This is a genomic window from Planctobacterium sp. AWH2_060, assembly GCF_056158425.1.
The window spans coordinates 81,597-105,471 of sequence record NZ_JBSWTG010000001.1 but is presented as its reverse complement, the minus strand read 5'-3'; the positions used below and the strand labels follow the sequence as shown (position 1 = coordinate 105,471).

The following is a 23,875-nucleotide window of genomic DNA, read 5'->3' as shown; positions in this document are numbered from 1 at the left end:
AAAGCATTGACAATAAAAATGGATAAAAAAAGCAATACCACCATCAACGATGTCGCCAGAGTTGCGGGCGTTTCCAAGCGTACCGTTTCACGAGTCATCAACAATTCGGCTCTGGTGGGAGAAAAAACCCGCGCAAAAATTCAACAGGTTATTGACGAGTTGAATTTTCAACCGGACAAGCAGGCCCGGGGACTCGCTTCCAAAAGATCTTACTTGTTGGGGTTGATTTACGACAACCCGGACGCCCTGTATATCGATCAGGTGCAACGTGGCGCATTGGAAGTCTGTACCAAACTGGGCTTCGAATTAGTGGTTCACCCCTGCCATTGGAACAATGCCGATTTTATTGATGATTGCATCAGCTTTATTCAGCGTTCCCGTGTTGACGGCGTGCTGATTTTGCCACCGGTATCGGAAAGCCGGGAGTTGGCCAAAGCCCTACAGGAAAGAGATTTTCCGTATGTGCGAATTGCTTCTGCGGATCTAGACGATCACAGTAATATCGTGATTTCTAATGACAGGGTGGCTATGTCCGAAATTGCCGATCACCTGTTGGCGTTGGGCCATGATGATATCGCCATCATTTCTGGTCCCCTACACTTTTGCTCATCAACAGAGCGTCTGGAAGGTTTGTGTAGCGCTTTAAAAGAAAAAGGTCACGAAGTACCCAAAGCTCGTATTCTGGAAGGACAAAACAGCTATGAAAGCGGTATAGAGTGCGCCAAACAATTGTTTGCATCTAAACCCTATCCAACGGCTATTTATGCCAACAATGACGAAATGGCCGCGGGTGTCATGCGAGCCGCGAAAGACTGCGATATCGCTATCCCAGAACAACTGTCATTAGTGGGATTCGATGACAATATCATCGCCTCCAGAATGATACCTTCACTAACGACCATTCGCCGGCCGGTTGAACAAATCGCGTCATTGGCCACCAAAAAGCTGATCCGCTCCTTTGCCTCAGAAGCCAGCAATGAGACCCTGGAATGGGAAGTAACACCTTACCTAATTGTTCGTGAATCAACCATTTCACCACCAGAAAAAGAGATTTCCTGAATGTCATTCACTCGCCATAAAACACGCCACTTTAAAGCATTGGTTTTCAGTAAAACACTGCTGTTAGCTGTTTGTCTGATTTGGAGTTCTGGGCTCTTGAGTCAACAGTTGTTTATGGCAGGTGATTCTACGATGGCCATTAAGCACCCAAAAGATCTGCCGGAAACCGGCTGGGGTGTACCTTTCAGCCACTTCTTTTCAGACCAATTAAACATTGTCAATCTGGCTAAAAATGGCCGTAGTACCCGCACCTTCATGAGTGAGGGCTTGTGGCAACAGATATACGATAACCTACAGACTGGTGATTTTGTCATTATCCAGTTCGGTCACAATGACGAGGTTGAACACAAGAAAGACCGATACACCACACCGGTACAATATCAGCAGAATCTCACCAGCATGATCCGCCAGGTACAGGAAAAACAAGCCCATGCGATATTGATGACACCGGTAACCCGTCGTTACTTTAACGAAGAAGGCAGCATAAAACTCACCCACCCTTACAGTGAGTATGTCAGACAGGTGGCGGAACAAACCGGGGTGTTATTACTGGATATGGATACTCTCACCCGCGCCTATTTTGAAGCTCAGGGCGATGCCCAATCCCGCATGCGCTTTATGCATATTGCCCCCGGATTACATCCCAATTATCCCAATGGTGTGCGCGACGATACCCACTTTAATGAATTAGGTGCACGAGAAGTTGCGCAACTGGTATTACAGCAATTGCGCTCACTGCAGCATCCACTACTGCAATACCTTCGGAAAACCGATCCCAAACACCTGAAACTCAGCTACTAAAGGGCATTTATCATGTACAAGAAACATTATGCGGCAGCTGCCGTAGGGATTCTGCTATCTCAAAATCCTGCTATAGCCAACCCACTGAACCTGGGAGAAGGCCTCAGAACCGCCGATCCATCAGCCCATGTCTGGCAAGATGGTCGACTTTACCTCTATACCAGTCATGACATGGAGTGCCAGGCGGACTTTCACATGCAGGATTGGATGGCGTTCTCTTCAGAAAACCTGAAAGATTGGACCAATCACGGAGTCATTCTCAGCCTTGACGATTTAAGCTGGGCGGACAACTACGCGTGGGCACCGGACGCGGCCTACAAAAATGGTAAGTATTACCTGATATTTCCCGCCGGGACGGGCTTTAAAGACAGGGTAAATCCGGAGAAAAGTACCAAATGGATGGGTATTGGCATTGCCGTCAGTGACTCCCCCACCGGTCCATTTAAGGATGCAATCGGCAAACCCTTGTGGACCGATCCCTATGCCAATGATCCCAGTCTGTTTATTGATGACGATGGCACAGCCTGGTTGTATTTTCATGGCAAAAATCACGACTACTATGTAGCAAAAATGCAGGATGATATGCTCGCCATCGACGGGGATTTTATCAAAATGGATATGGGCGGCTATGAGCCTAAAATGGAAGGCCCCTGGGTATTTAAACGCGGCGACTTTTACTACTACACCATGCCGGAAAATAATCGTGTACTCACCTATTACATGGCCACCTCACCCACCGGCCCATGGCAATATAAGGGCGTTATCATGGAGCAGGAACATCAGGCCAATAATCATCACTCAATTGTGCAATATCAGGGACAGTGGCTGTTATTTTACCACCGTTGGTATCAGGCCACTGACTCAGACTGTCACAAAAGACAGCGCCATTCTACGGCCGAATACCTGTATTTTAATGAAGATGGCACCATTCAGCCTGTAAAACGCACAGACAATGGTATCCGCGATTTTGCCGACAAGGTTATGAAGTAGCCGTCTCTTCGCCCTATGCCGATGACAGCGAACAAGTCGATTGTTATGGGTTATTCCGGGATTAATTTGCAACATAATGCCACCGGTGGCATTATGTTACCTGAATCAAATCATTCTTTTTTAACACTCAGGAGTTTGCAGTATGAAAATCGCCTTAATGAACGAGTTTAGTCAGGCCGCCAAAAACCCGATTGTACTTGAACAATTAGAAGCTGTTGCTTATGACCAGGGCCACAGCATTTTTAATGTGGGCATGGACGGTGATAATGACCACCGTTTGACTTACATTCACCTTGGCATCATAGCCAGCCTGTTGTTAAACAGTAAAGCCGTCGACTTTGTGGTTACCGGTTGTGGTACCGGTCAGGGCGCTTTGATGGCAGCAAATGCTTTTCCCGGTGTGGTCTGTGGTTATTGTATCGACCCTTCTGATGCTTACCTGTTTGCCCAAATCAACAACGGTAATGCCCTTGCCCTGCCCTTTGCCAAAGGCTTTGGCTGGGGTGCGGAGTTGAATATTCGTTATATCTTCGAAAAAGCCTTTACCGGTGTAACAGGCCAGGGCTATCCGGCTGAGCGCAAAGAATCACAGGTAACCAATGCCGGTATTCTCAGTCAGCTCAAACAAGATGTGGCCAAAGATTATCTTGAAGCACTGAATAGTATCGATGAAGAGTTGGTGAAACAGGCTGTTGGTGGTCCGCGTTTTCAGGATTGCTTTTTCACCCATTGCCAGGATGAAAACATCGCTGCGTTTGTCAATAAATTCGTAGCCTGAAGATAAGAAATCTGAGAGGGGGTAAGCGCCTAAAGCGCTTATCCCCTTTTTTAGTTTAACGCACAGGTTGCAGCATTTGCTGGATGGCAATACCGGCTAAAATGAAGGGGCCGGTGCCTTTCGGGTCATTCTGCCAGACCGGCTCAGACATATAATATTGATAGCTACCATCACGGCCAAAGCCTAATCCAGCCACATAACACTGATTGGTCATACTGATCTCACCATTGTCATGTACCAGCACAAATTCGCTGATCAGTCCTTCATAGGCCTTTTCTGCAACAGCCTGATACTCAGGCGCAATGTAACCATTAGCTACCGATTTCGCCAGAAAGTACACAAACATGGCACTAGCACTGGATTCGCGGTAATTACCGGTCGCACCTGGCATATTCATAATTTGCCACCAGGTGCCGGTTTCATCCTGACTATTGCTCAGAGCCAACGCCAACTCTTCTGACATGGTGAGCAGTGGCATACGCAATTGTGCTTTGTCTTCAGGAATAATTTCCAGCACATCCACCAGTGCCATGGCTAACCAACCTAAACCCCGCCCCCAGAAATGAGCAGACAAGCCGGTTTCGGGATCGGCCCAGTCTTGCTGTTTGGCTTCATCCCAGGCGTGATAATACAAACCTGTTTTAGCATCTTTGAGATAATGGTGGGTAAGTTCAAATTCTTTAACCACTTCTTCCAGACTGTGACCATCTTCAAACATCAAACTGTATTCCGCCAGGAACGGCATGCCCATATAAACGCCATCTAACCACAACTGGTGAGGATATTTTTTCTTGTGCCAGAAAGCGCCCTCCGATGTTTTCGGATGGGACACCAGTTGCGCCCTTAAGATATCAGCCGCTTGTTTGTATTTTTGTTCCCCGGTTTCTTTATACAAAGCCAGCACCGAACGACCAGGAGCTACCGAATCAATATTAAAGTTCGACTGCTTATAGCGTTTGATGTTGCCATCATCGCTGATAAAGCTGCCTGTAATTTGATGCAGAGCCTCTTTGTATTTAACTTCATCGGTGGCTTTCGCCAATTCGTAAAGCGCATAGGGATAAAGCCCGACAATATCATACTCAAACTTAGGCGGTCGCTGTCGATTCACATCCCAGCCGTCATACGCATAAACAAAGCCCTTGCGCTGTAATTCACTGTCCGCCAACTGTTGACTCCAGTAAAGCGGCTTTTCCAATGCGGGGGATTGTTGTTTTGCGGCTATAGCGCGCTGTGTTTTTAATCTAACTCGTACCGGTTGCGTTAGCTGTTCAGCGGTGTTGTTCAGATATTCAATAAAGGCTTGCTTATCGGCAATACCACTTTGAGGTTGCCAAACAGCCGCAAAAGAATAGGTTAATTGTGCGGCCATAGGCTCGGATTCGGCACGCTCCTCTGGCGATAAAATCGCCAGATAATTTGCCTCATCCTGGGTAACCTCATCCAGCAATGTACGCGGAAAGAATACCGCCATGCCCAGCATACTGCCATCCAGTGCTTGCTTTCCCCAACTGGCAATATAGGTATAAGCCGTGCCAGTAATGTCAGTATTACCCTGCAATAATTCGGTGTCTTTATGTTTTACCACACCCACTGCCATTTGCGACACAGACTGTTGAAAGTCCAGTGTTACATTCACCAGCGGGCTACCAGCCTGCATGGCAAAGGTTGCCGCCAGATCTTGCTCCCCGGCGGGACTTTTCCAGCCCTGATAATCAATGCTGAAGGCGGATTGTAAAGCACTATTGTCCAAAATAGTGGCTGTGCGTTGGCTGGCATCACTGATCAGATGTAACGTCTCATCCTGCCACAGGCCGAATCCGCCGGCCCCTAATGAGCTTCCTACTTTGAGGATATCCATGCCCCAATCCTGCATATCATGGTATGAAGCATAGCCGTCCTGCCCTACCTGTTGCAGTGCCACATCTGTTGTCAGCTTACCGAAAATATCAAAGCCATTGCGGTGATCCAGATAAATGCGATAACCAACCTGATCAGATTCAATACCTGGACCTTCGTAACGTATCCAGTTTGAATGGTCCGTATAGTGCTCCGGTGGGCTTACCTGTTGTTGATTAACAAACTCACCACCCACATATTCTTTAAACTGGGTATCGGTATATTTTGAATGGGCCTGCCATTCGCCACCTTGTTTTGTGGCTATTTCCGCCTGTGTGCGTTTCACCGGTGCAGAGTTTTGGGCGCTGTGTGTTATTTCAATATGCCGGGTTTCAGCCGCCTTCAAAGGCACTACGACATAAAGCCCGTCGGCATGGCCATCTAAATCTTTATCGGCCTGCTCCGCTTGCAGCGTTTCGTTGCCGCTACTCACGTTAAGCTGATGCGACTCGCCGTTCAGACCCAGGTCATAATAACTAAAATAAAGTACTTCATCCGGACGGGCAAAATCCGACGGATTGTGCAATTCGGCAATGGCCACAAGCTCAGACTCTTTGCCAGTAGCAGGCTGCGCAGCGTTATCACTCGCCTGTATTTGCTCAGCATTGTTACATCCTACCAACCCGGCGCATAGGATGACCGACGATAACACCAGGGTAAGCGTTGAGGTAGCAAATTTCATAATCTTCTCCCAGCAATTAATTAAAACTTGTACGCCTTTTTAACCAGGCCATAAGTCAATTGATAAGCAATCTGTTTTGCTTCATCGAAGCTAATTTGATGATTACACACCAACTCAGCCAGGTAGCGACAATCCACTCGTCTTGCCACATCGTGTCTGGCAGGTATAGACAAAAATGCCCGGGTGTCGTCGTTAAAGCCAACAGTATTGTAAAAACCGGCTGTTTCGGTGGTTTGTTGCCTGAAACGCAGCATGCCAGCCGGGCTGTCGTGGAACCACCAGGCTGGTCCCAACTTCAAACTCGGATAATGCCCAGCTAGCGGAGCTAACTCACGGCTGTAGACGGTTTCATCCAAGGTAAACAAGATAATATTAAGGCGAGGATCATTGCCGTATTTTGCCAACAAAGGTTTTAAGGCATTGACGTACTCAGTGCCTGTGGGAATATCAGCGCCCTTGTCCCGGCCAAAACGATCAAACACCTGTTGATTATGGTTGCGGTGTGCGCCGGGGTGAATTTGCATCACCAGGCCATCTTCAATGCTCATACCCGCCAATTCGGTCAGCATTTGCGCGCGGAAAAGCTCTTGTTGTTCTTCATCGGCCTTGCCATTAATGCAGGCAGCAAACAAGGTTTCGCATTCTTGTTTGGATAGATCGGCAGTGCACGCCGTCGGGTGCCCATGATCAGTGGCCGTAATACGGCCGACCTCTTTAAAATACGCACGACGGGAGCGAATGGCATCCAGGTAACCCTGCCAGGTTTGGGTATTTTCGCCGGTGATTTCACCTAACTTTTCAATATTAGCGACAAAATCTTCTCGACTGGCATCCACTACATCGTCCGGGCGGAATGTACTCACAACCCGCTTTTCCATTTCCGTACCGGCAATATTGCGATGGTGCGGCAAGGCGTCAAGAGCGCCCTCTGTGGTAGCAATGAGTTCAATATTGAATTTATCCATCAGTGCCCGCGGACGAAATTCCGGTTGCACCAGCTGACGGTTAATTTCGTCGTAGTACTCCATGGCGTTTTCGCTGCAGAGCTTTTCATCAAAGCCAAATACGTTGGCAAAGGTAGAATCTAACCAATAACCCGACGGAGTACCGGCAAACAGAAAATAGTTTTGGGCGAATATTTTCCAGATTGCTACCGGATCAGCCTCTCTGGATGCCTGCAAGTCGCCTTTTAAGCCATGCTGTGGAATGCCCAGTGTTTCCAGTGGGATGCCCTGGCTATAAAGCATACGAAATACATAATGATCAGGCTTAATCAGCAGTGCGGTTGCATTGTCAAAGTTCTGATTTTCGTCAAACCAAGAAGGATCAGTGTGTCCGTGTGGGCTGATGATGGGCAGATCCTTAACGTCCTGATAGAGTTCTCTGGCCACAGCCACCACATTGAGTTCACTGGAAAGCAGACGATCCGGATGTAAATTAAGTTTAGTTCTGGTTTGACGCATGATGCGATCCTATTGCTAATGGCCCTAACGGCCTTGTTTAACTGTTTGAAATTAACTGTGCAGCGTCAATCGTCTTGCCGGCGATACTGACATTGTGTAATTCAAATTGATTGATATTCCTGACAATTGAAGATTTCGGCGACTCATTGAGAAAGTGGCAATTTTTCAGGGTCAGGTCATAAATGGGCTTGCGTTCAAAGCCCTGAATATTAAAGGGACGAACCAAAATGTCCCGGCATACCAGGTCTTCTATCACCACATCTCGCACGGTGGGATCAAATTTCCCGGCATCGCCTTCTTCGTAATAAAAATTAATCACTATGGCGGTTTTGGCTCTGCCCACGGTAATGTTTCTGTAGCGGAAATGCTCAAGATTACCGCCTCTGACAGAGTTAGTTTTGATACGAATAGCGCGCTCAAGATGCGGACTATCCATCACACAATTTTCTACGTAAAGATGATTCACGCCACCGGAGATTTCACTGCCCACTACAACACCTCCGTGGCCTTCTTTCATGTTGCAGTTGGCGATCACAAGGTTTTGGCAAGGCGTATTTAAGCGGCGTCCGTCGTTATTGCGTCCGGATTTAATTGCGATGCAATCGTCACCGGTATCGAAAATACAGTTTTCGATAACCACATGATCACAAGACTCGGGGTTACAACCATCATTATTGGGTCCGTGACTCAGGAACTTCACTTTGTTTACCGTCACGTTTTTACACAACACCGGATTCAATAACCAAAACGGGGAATCCTTAATAGTGACACCTTGCACCAATACGTTTTGGCAATCGTAAGGCTGAATAAAGGGCGGTCTCAAAAAGGCTCCGTCGGCGTACTGACGCTGTGCTACCGGAACGCCGTCTTCCACATCCTGCATCAGCTTTTGTCGCGCGGGTTTCTGGTCTTCACCCGGGATCAGATCCCAGTGCTTTTCCTTATGCGGACCTTTCCAGGGCCACCAGGTTTGGTTATCAGCGCCACCAGAGAGAGTGCCCTCCCCCGTTATCGCAATGTTGGTTTGTTTATAGGCATAAATAAGCGGTGAATAACCCATTAACTCCATGCCTTCCCAACGAGTAAACACTGCAGGCAAGTAACGCTCAGGCTCAGGTATAAAGCGAACATCGGCGCCCTTTTTAATCACCAGGTTTACATTGGAAAGCAGGTGAATAGGACCGGTGGGATATACGCCCGGCGGTACAATGACTTTGCCCCCTCCCTGTTGATGACAGGCAGAAATTGCACTGGCGAAAGCCTGAGTATAATCGTCTGATTGGTTCTCTGGCTGATAGTCAGTTAACATAAAACGCTTCGGGGAAAATGTCGGCACTGTCGTGTTTTTGCGAATATCATCCGCTCGCCGCCAGTCATGCACCGAACTGTCCGCATTGCCCTGCGCTGAATCATCGGCTTGTACCAGAGGTATGGTTACACAGCCGGTAAAAACCGACGAAGCGGTTGCCGCAAGAACCCCTTTGCAAAGCTGTCTTCTGTTAAACGTCATAGTTTACCTTTCTGAATTTAAACCCATTTTTGTCCTTACCATGCCAGCTTAATGTGCCGGGCACCAGACAAGTCCTGTTTGGACACAATGGCTATTAGTGTTTCTAAATAATGTCTGAACCCAAATTGCCACCGGTGGCAATTATTCCTTATGGCCCTCAACATTGTCAATATTTTGTTAATGCAAATTTGCCGATATAGAATGTGCTACTTGCATCAGGAACCATTAGCATTCAGCGCAAACTCGCCTTTCTGGATCCGTTGCCACCCCAAAATCAGGTCTTCCACCGACAAATTGTATTTGCGGCTATCAATGGCTTCGGCCGTTAAGAACGGATTGTCCAGATCAATAATTTTCCGTTGTTGCAAATTCGCTTGCTGCAAAAAGCGCTGCACTCTGTCGCTGCTATAAAAAAATCGGTCAAACTCACCGTCCTGCAGAGCGTTCTTCAAACCGCGTTCAATATCCTGTGCCAGTTGAGTCCGGTTTTTATTAACAAAAAAATAGGTGGGCAATGGATAGCGAATGATGAGATGTTTCTCTACAGCTAGCTGTAAATCTTTATTAGCCTCGGCTTCCGTCCAGGCTTCTGTTGCCCCTCTGGGAAACGCATCAAAACGTCCCCCTTCCAACATGTGAAACAAGCCTTTCTTTTTAGAAGATAGCTCCACAGTAAAGCCGGCGGAGCGCAAAATATCGCCGTCTTTCCACCCCCGGCCCTGCCCCATACTAATCTGACGAAGTTGGCTAAGTTCAGTAATCTGACTGAATCTGGAGACATCTTCTTCCCGAACAATCATAAATCGCAGACTCATCAGCCCCCGGTAACCATCAATGCGCACCGGAATAAAGGTCTCCTCCTGCTCAGGCGAGGTTCCTCCCCAAAATACTGCAATAGTGCCATGCAAAGCTGCCTGATATTGAGCATCTTTAGACAGACGCTCATTGGTCTGTATAAACTGATATGGCTTATCACTGTAGCTCAATGCCAGCTTTAACAGATTCAGCATATAGGTATTGTTTTGAGCCCTTATTTTGTTGATGCCCACATTCAAATCTGAGGCAATCACACTTACAGACAACGTCAGAAACACCAAAAGAAAAACCACTTTTCGCAACATAACCTGTCTCACTCTCAACTATTTTTACTTCGCAACTATTGGTTCTGAACCGGGGGTAAAACCCAATAATTCTGTAATTCCATTCTGCCAGGCAATTTTTCTGATTCTTGTCGAAAAAGATTCAAAACCGAACAATTGCCACCGGTAGCAATTGTTTAACATCGCACCATCCACTGTCAACATTGAATTAACAAATTAATAACGAGAATTCAAAATAATCTATATATATCAATAACTAAAAAGCAATAAATTGTTCCATTCAGAGATTAACAACAGCTAAATTCAAAAATAAATAACAAAAAATTTACAAAAACGTTTGCCACCGGTAGCAAGTTTGTATAGATTAAATGTGCCACCGGTGGCATGAAGCCTAAGACCAGTTGATTTAATTTCAGTAATTGTGAGCATAAGATGCAGAAGCAGAAGATTACCAAGGTCAATTTTTACAGCAGCATAAAATTATTTCTCTATGCCAGCCTTTTGACGGTGAATGGTACAAGCAACGCGAATCAACAGCACAAAATAGAAGAAGCTGTGTCTCATATTGTCCAGCAAATTGAGCTGCCCAATATTCCCGCTCAAGAATTCCTGCTTACCCAGTTCGCTAATTCGGATTCACTACAGAAAGACATTTTACCGGCTCTGAATCTGGCAATTGCCAGTGCTGCAGAACAAGGCGGTGGAAAAGTTATTGTCCCCGCCGGAAAGTGGTTTGTTGGTGGTCCAATTCATTTGCAAAGCCGCATTGAGTTGCACCTGGCAGAAGGTAGTCACCTGCTGTTTTCAGGCAACCCTGATGACTATCTACCCGTCGTAGAACAGCGCTGGGAAGGCACAGAGGTTTTCGCCTACTCCCCGCTAATCTACGCCAATAATGTTGAAGATATTGCTATCACTGGTACTGGCATTATTGATGGCAATACAGACAGTCAGTTTCACGCCTGGTATCAGCAACAAGATGCAGATATCCGCGCCTTGAGAAAACAGGGTTTCCATGGTGAACCATTGGCCAAACGGGTGTATGGCAAGGGCCACTATCTGCGCCCAGACCTACTGCAAATATTGAACGCAAAACGGGTTTTACTGGAAGGTTACACTGCTCTCAATTCTCCTTTTTGGGTTAATCATATTGTTTATACCCAACATGCCACCTTACGAAATCTCAAAGTAGACAGCCATTTTCCCAACAATGATGGTGTTGATGTGGATTCCAGCAGCCTGGTATTAGTGGAAAACAACCATTTTAGTACTGGTGATGATTCTATTGTAATCAAATCAGGCCGGGATCTGGATGGTCGTAACATCGCCAAACCCAGTCATTCTATCGTGGTGCGCAATAACACTATGGGTGGTGAAGATGGTCTGGGCCTGGGCAGCGAAATGTCCGGTGGTATCTATGACGTGTATTTTATCAACAACACTATGGTGGGCGGCAGCGCAGCTTTTCGCTTTAAGGCCAATCCAGACCGGGGCGGTAAAGTAGAAAATATCTACATTCAGCAAGCCACTGTAGGCCAATACGATCACCTGTTTTGGTTCCAATTAGATTACCCCAGTCAGTGGGGTGGCAACTTCAAGACCCAATACAATAATATTTTCTTTAATAACATCAATGCAGCTCAGGTAGATACCGTATTCTTTATGCGGGCCCCCGATGATTGGCCGCTGGGCAAGGTGCAATTTCAGCAAGTTAATGTAGAAGACGCAGAGCATATTTTTGATGTTATCAATGTCACCGAGCTCCATCTGGACAAGGTAAAAATCGGTGAGCGCCAAATTACTGGTCAGCTCCAATGGCTGGCGAATTAGTAATGACCCCTAACTGCAACACAACATACTTCACTTTTGTTAAGCACTTTATTGTGCCTACATCAGACTATACTTTCTTGGGAGGAAACAATGAAACACACCAAAACTAAACTCGCAGTACTGATTGCTCTCAGTCTGTCCAGCGCAGGTTTGAGCGCACAACAGGCTGAAACCGAAGCAGCAGAAAACAGCGAAGCACAGAATCTGGAAGTCATCGAAGTTTCTGGCTATCGTGGTTCGCTGACTAAATCTTTGATGGAAAAGCGCTCTGCCGTGAACTCAAAAGAGTCAATCGCTGCGGAGGATATTGGTAAATTCCCAGATTTAAACATCGCTGAATCCATTCAACGGGTACCAGGTGTTGCTATCTCGCGGGAAGGCGGCGAAGGCCGACAAATCACACTAAGAGGTTTAGGTCCAGCCTTTACTCGTACCACCTTAAACGGCATGGAAATTCCAGCCAGTACCGATGGTACTGATTCAGGAGGCGGCGTAAATGGCGGTCGTTCTTTTGACTTCAATGTCTTCGCTTCTGAGTTATTTAATCGTGTTGATATTCAAAAGTCGCCAACTGCGTCGATGGAAGAAGGTGGCATAGCCGGTACCGTAGATCTTTACTCCGCCAAGCCTTTTGATAATCCTGGCTTTCATATTGCGGCATCTGCTCAAGGGGGTTACAACGAAATCACCGAAGAAGTCGATCCGCGCATGGCGTTTATGATCAGTGATACCTTTGCAGACGACACTTTTGGTGCCTTATTATCCATTGCTCATTCAGAACGTACCGTGCGTCAGGAAGGCTTCGGTACAGTTCGCTGGACAACGCCTGTTCGAGATGGCGGTGGTATTTTTGCAGATACCAGCAACACCTCAGTTACTGGCTCAACGAATACCGGTCCATGTGAAGTAGACGGTGAAGCGGTTGATCCGGTTAACTGCCTGTGGACACCGCGCCTGCCCCGCCCCGACTATTTTGGCAACGAGCAAGAGCGTTTGGGTGTTACGGCTTCATTTCAATATGCTCCCAATGATGACCTGGTGATCACCTTCGATACATTACAATCGAAACTGGACAATGAACGTACCATGTACAATTTCTTCGAAATGTTCCGTAGTACCTTCGATGAATTAACTCCAACATCGATTACCGTACATCCCAATGGCAAACAGGTACTGGCCGGTACCTACGAAGGTATAAAGTCCCGTATCGAAAGTCGTCAACAAATTTCCTCCACGGATTTCAGCCAGTACGTGCTATCAGGTACTTACAACATTAACGATAGCCTGAGCATGGCAGCCATGTTTGGTACCGCAGAGTCTGACGCTCGTTCCGAGCAGTATCGTTACAACATGACCAACAACACTGCCCATACATTCAGCTTTGACTTCAGCAACAATGCGAATGTGCCTACTGTTGATTATGGTTACGACGTCAACGATGCCAGTTTCTATAATTTGTCTGATGGCCGCTTAAGAGCCACCGACGTACTGCGTGAAAACGATACAGCCAAGCTCGACTTCACCTATACCGGTGACGAAGTCACTATTAAATCCGGTTTCGCCTTTAATGATCGCGTCGTAAATTACAGCGAAGAACAAATTAACGGCTTCCCGGACCAGGATTCTGCAGTTGGCTTTACTGAGCCTATGCCGGTAGACGGGTTTGGCAGCGGCTTTGATGGCCCATTAAGCTCATTTATAGTAGCTGATTTTGATGCGATCAGCAGTCAATTGCTGGACAAAACCTGGACACCTCGAACAGCCCAAACCTGGAAAGTTCAGGAAGAAACTGCCGCGTTCTATTTGGAAATGAGCTCAGATTACGACATCGCAGATATGGTATTACGTAGCAACTTCGGTATGCGATACGTAGAAACCACAACCACTTCAACAGGCCTGATCCAATCGGATCCGGTCAGTATTGAAAACGAATACAAAAACTTCTTGCCAGCAATGAACCTGTCGCTGGATGCCACGGATGAAGTAGTCGTGCGTTTGGGACTATCTCAAACCATCACCCGCCCTAGTCTGAGTTCACTTAATCCAGGCAACCCGAGTTTTGACTACATCAATGGCCGAATTAGCTCAGGCAACCCATTCTTAAAACCCTTTGTCTCTGACAATGTGGACTTTGCTATTGAATGGTACTTCCAGCCGGAAGCATTGGTTGCAGCGAACTTTTTCTACAAGGATGTAACCGACTGGATCAGAAGCGATCGGGAAGAACGTTTAGTTGATTCGGCATACTATCCTTTTATTGACAACGATCCGCAGTACGACCCACAAATCGCACTGGATCCGCGTACCATACCTTATGAGCACAGTACCAGTGTGAACAGTGATGAAAACACCTTAAATGGTATTGAATTAGTGTACCAGCAACCGCTGACCTTCCTACCTTCACCATTTGATGGATTAGGTGTGGTGGCTAACTACACCAAGGTGTCTAGCTCAGGCGATATTACCGGGTTGTCAGAAAACTCCTTTAACTTCACTCTTTACTATGAGAAAGACAACTACGGTGCCCGAATCTCAGCAAACAAGCGTGACGATTACATCACTGACTTTACTGGCAGCAATGGTAATGCTCAGCATGGAACTACAGGTCCGACGCATATCGATTTATCAGCATACTATAACTACAGCGATAACCTGACGGTCACGCTGGAAGTGATTAACCTGACCGATGAATATGAGCGCTTGTTCACTACAGGTGACGGTACTTTAAACCTGATGCGTGAATACAACCACACCGGAACACAAGTGTTTTTCGGGGTGCGTTACAACATGTAATAACCTAACTACTCCACACCCAAAACCAGGGCTAATATGCCCTGGTTTTTTAATTTTCACCTTCATTGTATTTTTCGCCACTACAACCAAAGTTGAATACAGAATTACAGGTTAAGTCGCTAAGCTTTGCTCTGATAAGTAATTTCAGACTCCAGATTACTGAGACAATTGGAGTGCGACTTGATCAACAAAAGAGTATTGCAAAGCCTAACAATCAGCTTACTGTTATTGTTTACTACGGTAAGAGCTGACGACCATGCTCTTTTAACCTTTGCCGTTCCGGAAGACAAACTGGACGAACGCAGCGACTTTCCGATAAAGCTACTCAATGCCATCGTAGCGGAACAAAACGCAGAACTCAGTATCAAAGCTCTCCCCATCGAAGCCACGCAATACCGGGTTCTTCACCTGTTAAAAAAAGGGTTTATTGATATCGCCTGGTTCGCAGCGAACAACGAACGTATAGAGCAATTTCACGCCATTGAAATTCCCATCGCAAAAGGGTTGTTGGGTTACAGAATGTTGCTGGTCCATGAAGCCAATGGCCTCGCCTACACGCCAATAACAAAAATAGAGCAGCTGAGGAGCTATACCTTTGTGCAGGGAATAGGCTGGCCGGACAACCAGATTCTTAGCTATCACGAACTAGATTTGTTAACGGTGAGTGATTACCACCGCATGTTTAAGCTGGTAGATATGGGCCGGGTCGATATGTTTCCACGCTCCATCATTGAAGTCTGGAATGAATTAGATGCTCATCGCGAACTGAGCGTGACGGTTAACGATTCAATTGTATTGCACTACCCTCTGGCGCAATACTTTTTCTTCAGAAAAGAAAACCTGCATCAAGCCGATATTGTGCGTCAAGGCTTTGAAAAGCTTATCGCATCAGGTGCATACGACGTCCTGTTCACCGCCCATTTCGCACCGATATTACGCCGCTCAAATCTGGCCACCAAACAGGTTATTGAATTAAATAATCCCTTTTTTGAAATACCGGATGCGCAGCGGGCCTATTTTTATAGTCAGGATGACAGCGGTACCGGGCATGCAATGGCAAGTAATCGTGCGACTGCAAAAGATTCAAAACTAGCTGACCTGTAATCATATGTATCGCACCGAGTGTGCCATTTTCAGTCCAAAAATGAAAATAACTGTGGCCGGCAAGAAGTTGCCCCTGCAATTCATTAGCATTAACAGGTCGTCAAAATTACATCCCTGAAGGATTTTAAAAGTTTAAACCAAAACTCTTCAAACCTATAATATGACGCTTTATATTTACACAGCCATTTTCTAAATTCGAATTAAACAACCCCGCAACGCAGAGCCTTCCCTCATTATTATCCGATACGGCACTTTTTTGGACATTTAAACCGAAACGACATTTTTTATGTGTACATCCTGCCAGGCATGAAATTGGCGAGTTTTTTGCTGAAGTAAGTTTTCCTACTATGAAAGCTACCGGTAAACAGGAAAACAAAGATGAAAATTGAAAATAGCGTGCATTGGCCTACCAGAGCACAATCAGGCGTATCAAACGAGCCCATTTCAGCATCAGAAAATGAAAACAATGGCGCTTCAAAAGGTATTGCGATTGGAACGGGTACCTCATTGATGCACAACCTACCGTTACCACATGAATTACAGAAATTTGAACCGGCTCCAAAAGCCCATGAATTAAAACTAAATACACTTTCACCCGAAGACACAAGAGCAATGATGTTAGCTAAAGGACAGCAGCGAGACGTTACTGCTATTGCTTATGTAGATGGAAAGCCTGCAATGATGTTTGGCGAAAATATCACCAGCAAAGATAAATTCAGTAACATTGCTCTGTCTAGCAACGGCAATCACAGTCAGGCAAAACAGGCATTAAAAGAACAGTATGGTGCACGAGTTGAAATTATAGAATTTTCACCTACGAGTGCACCAACTAACGCAGAAGCTTTCGAACTATTCAACCAAAAGTCCTATAGTGAATTGGTCGAACGTGAATACCAATTGGAAAGACAGAGTCAAAGTAATGCTGCAAAGCAACAATTGGAAATGCATCAAAAACATCTACAAAGGCAAAATACACCTGTTGATGCTTTATTAACGATTAATGGGGCCATTGTTGCCAGTTTAGGGGCAGACAATTCGACGGATTTGTACCGAGGAAACCTACTTATGTCCCTTGACGAAATGGGATTAAGCAGAGATGTTGCTAAAGCACTTTATGATGAGACTTTGGGTAAGAAACTATCGACAGAGGAACTAGAATTAATTTTCGAGCAAAACTTACCGGGCCAATATAAATTAGAATCCCCCCACTCCGAAGAATCGCTAACCCGTGAACAAATAACCAACCAAGCGCGATCTCAATATGCCCAAAAGGTTGAGGAATACAATAGCATATAACCGAATGAAAACCGGGTAACCGGAACTAAAAAAAACAACGAATAGGGTCTTTGACATCAGACAACTTCGCGAGCCACATACAACACAAGCTCATAGAACCACTGACTGTTAGGCAGAGCCCTTTAACTGACAAATGCATTTGACACTTTTAAGACAATCACCCCCACAAATATCGCAATGGAATAGCTCAGCAAAGTGCCCAGCAACATGTATTCGGTTAATTTCATATCTTTGCTTTTGGTCAGATCGCCAAAGCGAAAAATGGTTTTAGCGGCTACCAGAAAACCGATTGCCGAAAACTGCCCCAGCAAGATAAACCCTAAAGTTAAACAACGTTCGATGTAGCCTATGTAGGCCCCGGCCTGAGCTAAGCCAACATTCTGTTGCTGTTTGCTGCTACTCTCGCCATCTGTGGTAGCTTCCAGAGACACGACCACTTTGTTAAGCGTTGGTTCTTCAACTGTTACTTTGGTGCCAGATGGCTGTTCTTGTGCCCCACTGAACAAGGCATCCGTGTGTTTTTTCAGCATCATGGCAATCAGAATCGAAGTGGGCCTGCACACCAGTAAAAAGCCGAAAATAAATAGTAAGTTTCTGGCGCTGAACAAGTCACTAAGCCATCCCAATAGCTCACTTAAGCCGATTGCCGACAACGTCACCCAAGCCATAAAAATAAAAACGATGTGCAGCCCCTGATCAATCAAAAAATAAATCAGGGCTGGCGGACGATATGATTTCCAGACATCAGTGAGATAATGACTCACACTCAACATCAGCACAATAAGGAAAGACTGCCAGTGAATGAGGTCTGCAATCCAGATAACCAGCAGATAAAGCGCACTGTGCACCACAACATGCTTCAGCAAGCCGATGGAACGCCAGCCATGTTTAAAGCGGCATTCTACCCATTGCAGAGGTTGCAGATAAAAATCCCCGATAAAGTGGGCCATCAACAACAGTAGTAATAATTCCATTATTCAGTCTCCATGGCTGCTGATACTTTTTGTGCAATATTGTGAAGGAACGCTTTTACCAGATCAGCACCGATATTAGCCAGTCGATTACTGATGTTTTGCCGACTGGTGCCGGTCAGACTAGCCATCTCCTGATGAGAGACGAAATCCAGCTCTATGGCCTGATGCAGCAATGCAGCCTGGGTTTGGGTCAGACGATTTAACTGATGGCTTATAAAACTCGTAAGTAGTGCAGTATCCTGCTGTGCTAAAGGATGCAGAAGCGCTTGCTGAAAATGCACTGATAACTCGCCTTTGGCGGTTTTCTCCAGTTCACGCCCTGACAACACATGCACTTCGCCATAGGAAGTATTGGGGGATTCAGTGATAACCGAGGACGAACCAAAGGCCAAAGACAAGGTGCATTGTACAGGTTTGTTTTTGCCAAACTCGCATTGGTACAGCGCCAGCTTTAACAGCAAACTACTCTTCAACGCCAGCAGCGGGTTGGGGTACTGCACCTGAAAACCATCTCCGCGATAGATTTCACCAGAAGCCTGATACTCTGACTCACACAGCGCCAATTGCTGCTTCAGGCAGCCAATAGCAGCCTTATAGGTGGTTTCAGACATTTTAGAGGAATTAACCAAATCCCCCGTCAATACAGCTATCATGTGCTTTTCCTGTTTTCTGCCATAGCAATCTGGCAAACAACTTCATTAAAGCAACACTATCTGATTGCAAATTAATAAGCAACTTTATTTAATTGCTATAAGGTAGGCAATCTTATTTTATTGCAGACTTTCTGGAGTAACATAGCTAATGCTCTGAACAATTGCCTCAACAGAATGGACAATCTCCAACAGAACACCAACTTAATTCCAACGGCTGGCCTGGCAATAAACTGAGTCGCTAAGATTCAGTCATACCCCAATATAGCGTCATATTCATTTTCATCATGACTGACCAGATCCATGGTTTTTAGAAATGAGAGGTAATCAGCACCATGTTCAGGTGTGTAGTGAAAATCATGTATTTGCACTGCTTTAATAGCACCAGGCTTATTTTCAGCTCCTGAATTTAATCTCTTAAAACCACCCAACTCTGACATAACATTTTCCTCATTTTAAAATCATCAATCACAAGAAAAATATTAAATAATCATAGTCTTAAAGCAATAATATACGATTAATTAATAGCCTCCAAACCCTGACTCATGAGGTGGTTTGTACGACACCTACCCGTTTAATTCACGGCGGTGCTCTTACCATTACATGATATAAAATGTCAGAATAGAGGAAACGCAAACTCGCTTACACAAAGCAAGTTGCGCTCATCAAAAGACTAATAACTAACAGCTAAACAGAGCAGCACCACGGCTGCCGCAGAGAAGATAAACCACAAGGGCAATACAAACTTGAACCAACGTGTCCATGAAATGCCCGCCGTGGCCAGATAAGCCAACAGGGTGCCAGAGGTGGGGGTCAGCAAATTGGTAATGCCGTTACCAAATAAAAACGCTGTGACGGTTTGCTGAGAAGTAACACCAGAAAGTTGCCCCAAAGGGCTCAGAATTGGAATACTTACGGCCGCCTGTCCGGATGTTGATGGGATCAACACATCCAGTAATAACTGGCTAACAAACATACCGGTAACAGCGGCGTATTTATTCCCTTCGCCAATGAAGCCAGACATCCAGTTCACTATGGTATCCAACACATAAGCATCACTTAGCACGATTGCCACTGCCGAAGCTACGCCAATTAAAAAGCTGGCCAACAGCACTTTTTTCATGCCCTCAACAAACACTTCAGCGGCTTCCGATGGCTTGTAACCACTGATCAGGGCCAAAAGAATACTGATCAGAATGTAGTAACTGGTGATTTCCTGATGCTTCCATTGCCATTGATTGGAGGCTATGGCCAAAAAGATAATGCTGATAAACATCACTGCCAGCATCAACAAATGGCGAAACGGAATGGAAAAATGAGGTGTATCTATGCTTATCTGAGAAGCTGAATTAGCTTTGCGCAATTTATAGATCATAAAGCCAACACCCAGTACCAGAAACACCGCAAAATATATGCTGCGCTGCATTGCCCCGCTAAAAATGGGCAATCCCACCAGCGGTTGTGCAATCGTGAGTGGCAGCGGATTAAGAATAGAAGCGATGTAACCCACCTTCACTGAAATAGTCAAAATAGCAAAACCATATATGGGATCCAGCCCAACCTTTCTGGACAGCGCCACCATAATGGGGATCACTAACAAATACTCAGATGCCAACCCCAGCATAGTGCTGCCAAAACTAAAAACCGTCATCAGAATGATGGTCAGCGCAAATATGTTGCCCTTAACCAGCCCGATAAGCTTGTGTAAACCGTTATCAATAGCGCCTGATGATGTGAGGATGCCAAACATGCCGCCAATCACTAACACCATGAAGATAAGTCCGGAGGCCTTATCCAGCCCTTTGGGTATAGCCTGCAACAGGTCGGCAACACTGGCCGGAGTGGCGCCCTCAGTATCCTCTCTATCCTTCACCGACAATAAATGGCTTATGGAAGTATCTTTTTCAACGAGCTGAAAGGTGCCGGGAATAACCACCTTACCGTCGCGTTGATATCTCCCCGAGTCCACCAGGTAAGTGAGCGCACCGGCAATAAGTAAAATAAACAACAGAATAACCAGCGGATTTCCTTTTACAGAAGGCTCCTTTGCTACCTGATTGTCAGTATCAACGGCACTTTGACTTTTCATTAGGGAAATCTCACTCATATCAATACACCCACCCGGGATATTTAAAACAACTATCTAAAATCACAAAACGAAACTTTGCGGATGGGTTTAAAATAACCCACCCGCAGTGGTCTCGGCTTTAAAAGCGATAACTCACCTTGGTATACATAAATCGACCAATGGCGTTGTAAGTGTTTTGATCAAAATTAATGTTGGCATTGGTTCTGGATGTAGGTGGTTGTTTATCACCGATATTGTTCACCCCTACAGTCCACGTCCATTGCTCATCAAACTCATATACTGCATTAATGTTGTGATACACGGTAGTACCTATATGCAGCTCCTCACCCTGGAAGGTTTCTGTTGTATCACCGATATGGCGCAGCGAGTAAGCTAACGTCATAGGCCCTCTCTCATATCTAGTCGAGAATGAACTGCGCCATTCAGGATAAGATTCGCGGCTGCGCGCTTGTCCCAACTTGTCATCCACCACGGTTGAACCATCAGACAGTACCGAGGTTTCTTCATAAGTACTTAACTTTGAAATGGTTAAACTGAAATCCCAGTCACCCTGCCAAAATGAATCGGTATAGCGGATAACGCTATCCACTCCAGCCACTTTCAGGCTGTTGAGGTTGATAGGACCGTCGATGATTTCCAAGATTTCGCCGCTGCCATCACGGGTAATAGAATCACAAGCCCGCCCGGTATTGGCACAGGTGTCCAGAATACTTTGTGCTCCCACCGTAGTAATAGAGTTATCGATTTCAATATCAAACCAGTCCAGGGTAACGCTAAAACCATCAATTGACGAGGGTTCGTAAACGATACCATAGGAAATGTTTTCTGACGTTTCAGGTTGCAGTAAACGATTGCCCCCGGTTCTTAATTGCACGTTGGAATCAGGCTGAACATAGGAAGCGGGTACACCTGCACACCCCACCGAGGAATTATCGCCGGAGCAAGGATCAATTACCGCAGAAAAAGTAAAGCGCTCCCCTTCAAATAGCTCAAGAATTGACGGTGCTCTGAACCCCTCAGCCCAGGTGGCACGCAAAGAAACATCTTCGACGGGCTTGTATTGAATACCCGCTTTACTGTTCGTGGTACTACCAAAGGTACTGTAGTCTGAATATCGGGTTGCTACAGATAACTCTAAATACTCTGCCATGGTAGCTTCGCGCAACAAAGGGATAGCCAGTTCGACATAGGCTTCATTCAGATTGTAGCTGCCATCTGTACCGTAGCGCGGCGATGAAGAGGTGGTTCGGTAGGTATTGAGCAGCGGCGTAGCGTTAATGGTACTGTCTGGGGTATCCACACCTTCTTCCCGGCGATATTCGATACCGGCCGCCAGGGCTACTTCACCAGCGGGTAACTCAAACAACACACCTGAGATGTTAGCGGTAAAATCCAGTTGTTTTGCTTCGTTTTCGTCTCTTCCGGTAAAGTTGATGTAATCAATCACGTCATCAGACAGCGGATTAAACAAATTAATCGGTACACAACCCTGGGCCAAACTGCCTACATCAACATCAAAAGCGGACGCATCACAGGCTTGTAAACCCAGTGCCAATTTATCTAAATGCAGTTGGTTGTTTGAAGTAAATTCACCTTTGTTACTGGCCACCGACAAAAACGCATCCCAGCTCCAAAACTCGCCCAGGTCCACCTCGCCTTCAAGGCCAACACCAAAACGCAGCGTTTCCACTACCTGTGCATTAACCCGATAATCATTTTCAGTAATAAAGGAGGTATGCTGAAAATCACTGCCACTAAACTCCACACCAAATGGGTTAACCAGTGGATTGTTGGGAATGGAGAACCCTCTGGAGCCTCTTATCGATGATAATACCGGGGAAAACTGTTGATCAGATTCACGACGATTGTACAGTGCTTCAATACGCAGTTCAGTGCTTTCAAACGGAATGATGGCTTGCAGGTAGGTAGAAAACAACTCCTGTGGCCCGACAACATAGTTATTGTGGTAGCGATTGTACCTGTCATCTGAGGTAGCCGCTCGCCAGGAGTCCAGATCATTGCCATCCTGACCAGCGTTTCTGGTGATCCCAAGTGTTGGGATCTCGAAATCTAAAACTGATGCTAAATTAGCTTCTCTGAAAAGCCCTTCCGGGGTTCCAGATGATAAACCGTTCAGGGGAACGGCTGTTAGTTCCCGATCCTGCGTATAAACCGGCTCACTGTCTGAATAGCTCACCGAAAAGAGTACATTGGCATCACCGATGTCGTTGCCCCAAAGCATATCCAGGTTCAGCGTTTCTTTGTCACCATGACTGGTTTCGCCATAATAAGCTGAGATCTCGGCTCCCACATATTCATCATGGGTGTAAATGTTCATTACGCCGGCAATAGCATCCGCACCGTAAATCGCGGTAGCGCCGTCTTGCAACACTTCAACCCGCTTTACAATCGCCTTAGGAATGGTATTTAAATCTACAAAATCCCTAAAACCCCTGGTACCGGCACCATTTACCCACCGGTGACCATTCACCAGAATCAGCGAGCGGTTTTCACCTAAACTGCGCAAATTCAAACTACTTGAACCATGACTGGTGCCCGCTGAACCATTGCCGTTCAGACTGGCACCCACTGAGGGTAACTCCTGCAGAATTTCTCCCAGAGAAACAACACCCTTTTGATTCAAATCTTTCAGCGAAATATCCTGCACAGGACTGGGTGAGTCACTACTTCTTTTGATGCGGCTTCCTGTCACCTGAACCCGCTCTGGTGCATCTTCATGGTTTTGACCATGCTCAGCAGCAGAAGTACTTTCCTGAGCGAATACGCTGTTGTTTAATCCCAGCAAAATACTCAGGGCAATGATACTCAACCGAGGTTTACGTACATTCATTTTCTA

17 protein-coding genes are annotated in these 23,875 nt (G+C 46.0%); 8 read left to right on the top strand and 9 right to left on the bottom strand.

What is annotated here, in order from left to right; genetic code table 11:
* Positions 1-18: 18 nt before the first annotated feature.
* From ACXAD8_RS00480 to ACXAD8_RS00465, 4 genes are all read left to right on the top strand, one after another.
* Positions 19-1,059 carry a LacI family DNA-binding transcriptional regulator gene (locus tag ACXAD8_RS00480; protein WP_475223919.1) on the top strand — a complete coding sequence of 347 codons (1,041 nt, stop codon included), beginning with the start codon at positions 19-21 and terminating at the stop codon, positions 1,057-1,059.
* Between the two features lie 114 nt (positions 1,060-1,173).
* Entirely contained in the window at positions 1,174-1,860 is a 687-nt protein-coding gene (locus ACXAD8_RS00475; RefSeq protein WP_475223917.1) for a rhamnogalacturonan acetylesterase, read from the top strand.
* 12 nt (positions 1,861-1,872) lie between these two features.
* Positions 1,873-2,850, top strand: coding sequence for a family 43 glycosylhydrolase (locus tag ACXAD8_RS00470; RefSeq protein WP_475223916.1), 978 nt, complete (start codon positions 1,873-1,875; stop codon positions 2,848-2,850).
* A gap of 142 nt (positions 2,851-2,992) precedes the next feature.
* Positions 2,993-3,628 (top strand): RpiB/LacA/LacB family sugar-phosphate isomerase, encoded by a 636-nt coding sequence (locus tag ACXAD8_RS00465; protein ID WP_229527916.1) that lies wholly within the window; start codon positions 2,993-2,995, stop codon positions 3,626-3,628.
* 55 nt (positions 3,629-3,683) lie between these two features.
* Here ACXAD8_RS00465 and ACXAD8_RS00460 read toward each other — a convergent pair whose 3' ends face one another.
* The 4 genes from ACXAD8_RS00460 to ACXAD8_RS00445 form a co-directional block, all read right to left on the bottom strand.
* The gene (locus tag ACXAD8_RS00460) at positions 3,684-6,209 is read right to left on the bottom strand and encodes a glycoside hydrolase family 88 protein (RefSeq protein WP_475223915.1); all 2,526 of its coding nucleotides are present in this window, start codon (positions 6,207-6,209) and stop codon (positions 3,684-3,686) included.
* 20 nt (positions 6,210-6,229) lie between these two features.
* Positions 6,230-7,672 (bottom strand): glucuronate isomerase, encoded by a 1,443-nt coding sequence (gene uxaC, locus ACXAD8_RS00455; protein ID WP_475223913.1) that lies wholly within the window; start codon positions 7,670-7,672, stop codon positions 6,230-6,232.
* Positions 7,673-7,709: 37 nt separating this feature from the next.
* Positions 7,710-9,182 (bottom strand): glycoside hydrolase family 28 protein, encoded by a 1,473-nt coding sequence (locus ACXAD8_RS00450; RefSeq protein WP_475223911.1) that lies wholly within the window; start codon positions 9,180-9,182, stop codon positions 7,710-7,712.
* A 215-nt stretch (positions 9,183-9,397) separates the two neighbouring features.
* Positions 9,398-10,303 (bottom strand): diguanylate cyclase, encoded by a 906-nt coding sequence (locus ACXAD8_RS00445; RefSeq protein ID WP_475223909.1) that lies wholly within the window; start codon positions 10,301-10,303, stop codon positions 9,398-9,400.
* 411 nt (positions 10,304-10,714) lie between these two features.
* Between ACXAD8_RS00445 and ACXAD8_RS00440 the strand changes: the two genes are divergently transcribed.
* The 4 genes from ACXAD8_RS00440 (at position 10,715) to ACXAD8_RS00425 (ending at position 17,305) form a co-directional block, all read left to right on the top strand.
* Positions 10,715-12,112, top strand: a complete 1,398-nt coding sequence (locus ACXAD8_RS00440; protein WP_475223907.1) for a glycoside hydrolase family 28 protein — start codon at positions 10,715-10,717, stop codon at positions 12,110-12,112.
* A gap of 90 nt (positions 12,113-12,202) precedes the next feature.
* Entirely contained in the window at positions 12,203-14,905 is a 2,703-nt protein-coding gene (locus tag ACXAD8_RS00435; protein ID WP_475223905.1) for a TonB-dependent receptor, read from the top strand.
* Positions 14,906-15,085: 180 nt separating this feature from the next.
* Entirely contained in the window at positions 15,086-16,009 is a 924-nt protein-coding gene (locus ACXAD8_RS00430; protein WP_475223904.1) for a hypothetical protein, read from the top strand.
* A 378-nt stretch (positions 16,010-16,387) separates the two neighbouring features.
* Positions 16,388-17,305 carry a hypothetical protein gene (locus tag ACXAD8_RS00425; RefSeq protein ID WP_475223903.1) on the top strand — a complete coding sequence of 306 codons (918 nt, stop codon included), beginning with the start codon at positions 16,388-16,390 and terminating at the stop codon, positions 17,303-17,305.
* Between the two features lie 122 nt (positions 17,306-17,427).
* On the opposite strand, the gene ACXAD8_RS00420 is transcribed toward ACXAD8_RS00425, so the two are convergent.
* The 5 genes from ACXAD8_RS00420 to ACXAD8_RS00400 all read right to left on the bottom strand — a co-directional run bounded on the left by ACXAD8_RS00420 (position 17,428) and on the right by ACXAD8_RS00400 (position 23,869).
* Positions 17,428-18,279, bottom strand: coding sequence for a DUF3307 domain-containing protein (locus tag ACXAD8_RS00420; protein WP_475223902.1), 852 nt, complete (start codon positions 18,277-18,279; stop codon positions 17,428-17,430).
* Positions 18,279-18,932 (bottom strand): hypothetical protein, encoded by a 654-nt coding sequence (locus tag ACXAD8_RS00415; RefSeq protein WP_475223900.1) that lies wholly within the window; start codon positions 18,930-18,932, stop codon positions 18,279-18,281. Before ACXAD8_RS00415 ends, ACXAD8_RS00420 begins: the two co-directional genes overlap by 1 nt.
* A gap of 245 nt (positions 18,933-19,177) precedes the next feature.
* Positions 19,178-19,369: a hypothetical protein gene (locus tag ACXAD8_RS00410; protein ID WP_475223899.1), complete on the bottom strand. Its 192-nt coding sequence runs from the start codon at positions 19,367-19,369 to the stop codon at positions 19,178-19,180.
* A 233-nt stretch (positions 19,370-19,602) separates the two neighbouring features.
* Positions 19,603-21,036, bottom strand: a complete 1,434-nt coding sequence (locus ACXAD8_RS00405; RefSeq protein ID WP_475223897.1) for a YfcC family protein — start codon at positions 21,034-21,036, stop codon at positions 19,603-19,605.
* A gap of 100 nt (positions 21,037-21,136) precedes the next feature.
* Positions 21,137-23,869 carry a TonB-dependent receptor domain-containing protein gene (locus ACXAD8_RS00400; protein ID WP_475223895.1) on the bottom strand — a complete coding sequence of 911 codons (2,733 nt, stop codon included), beginning with the start codon at positions 23,867-23,869 and terminating at the stop codon, positions 21,137-21,139.
* Positions 23,870-23,875 lie beyond the last annotated feature (6 nt).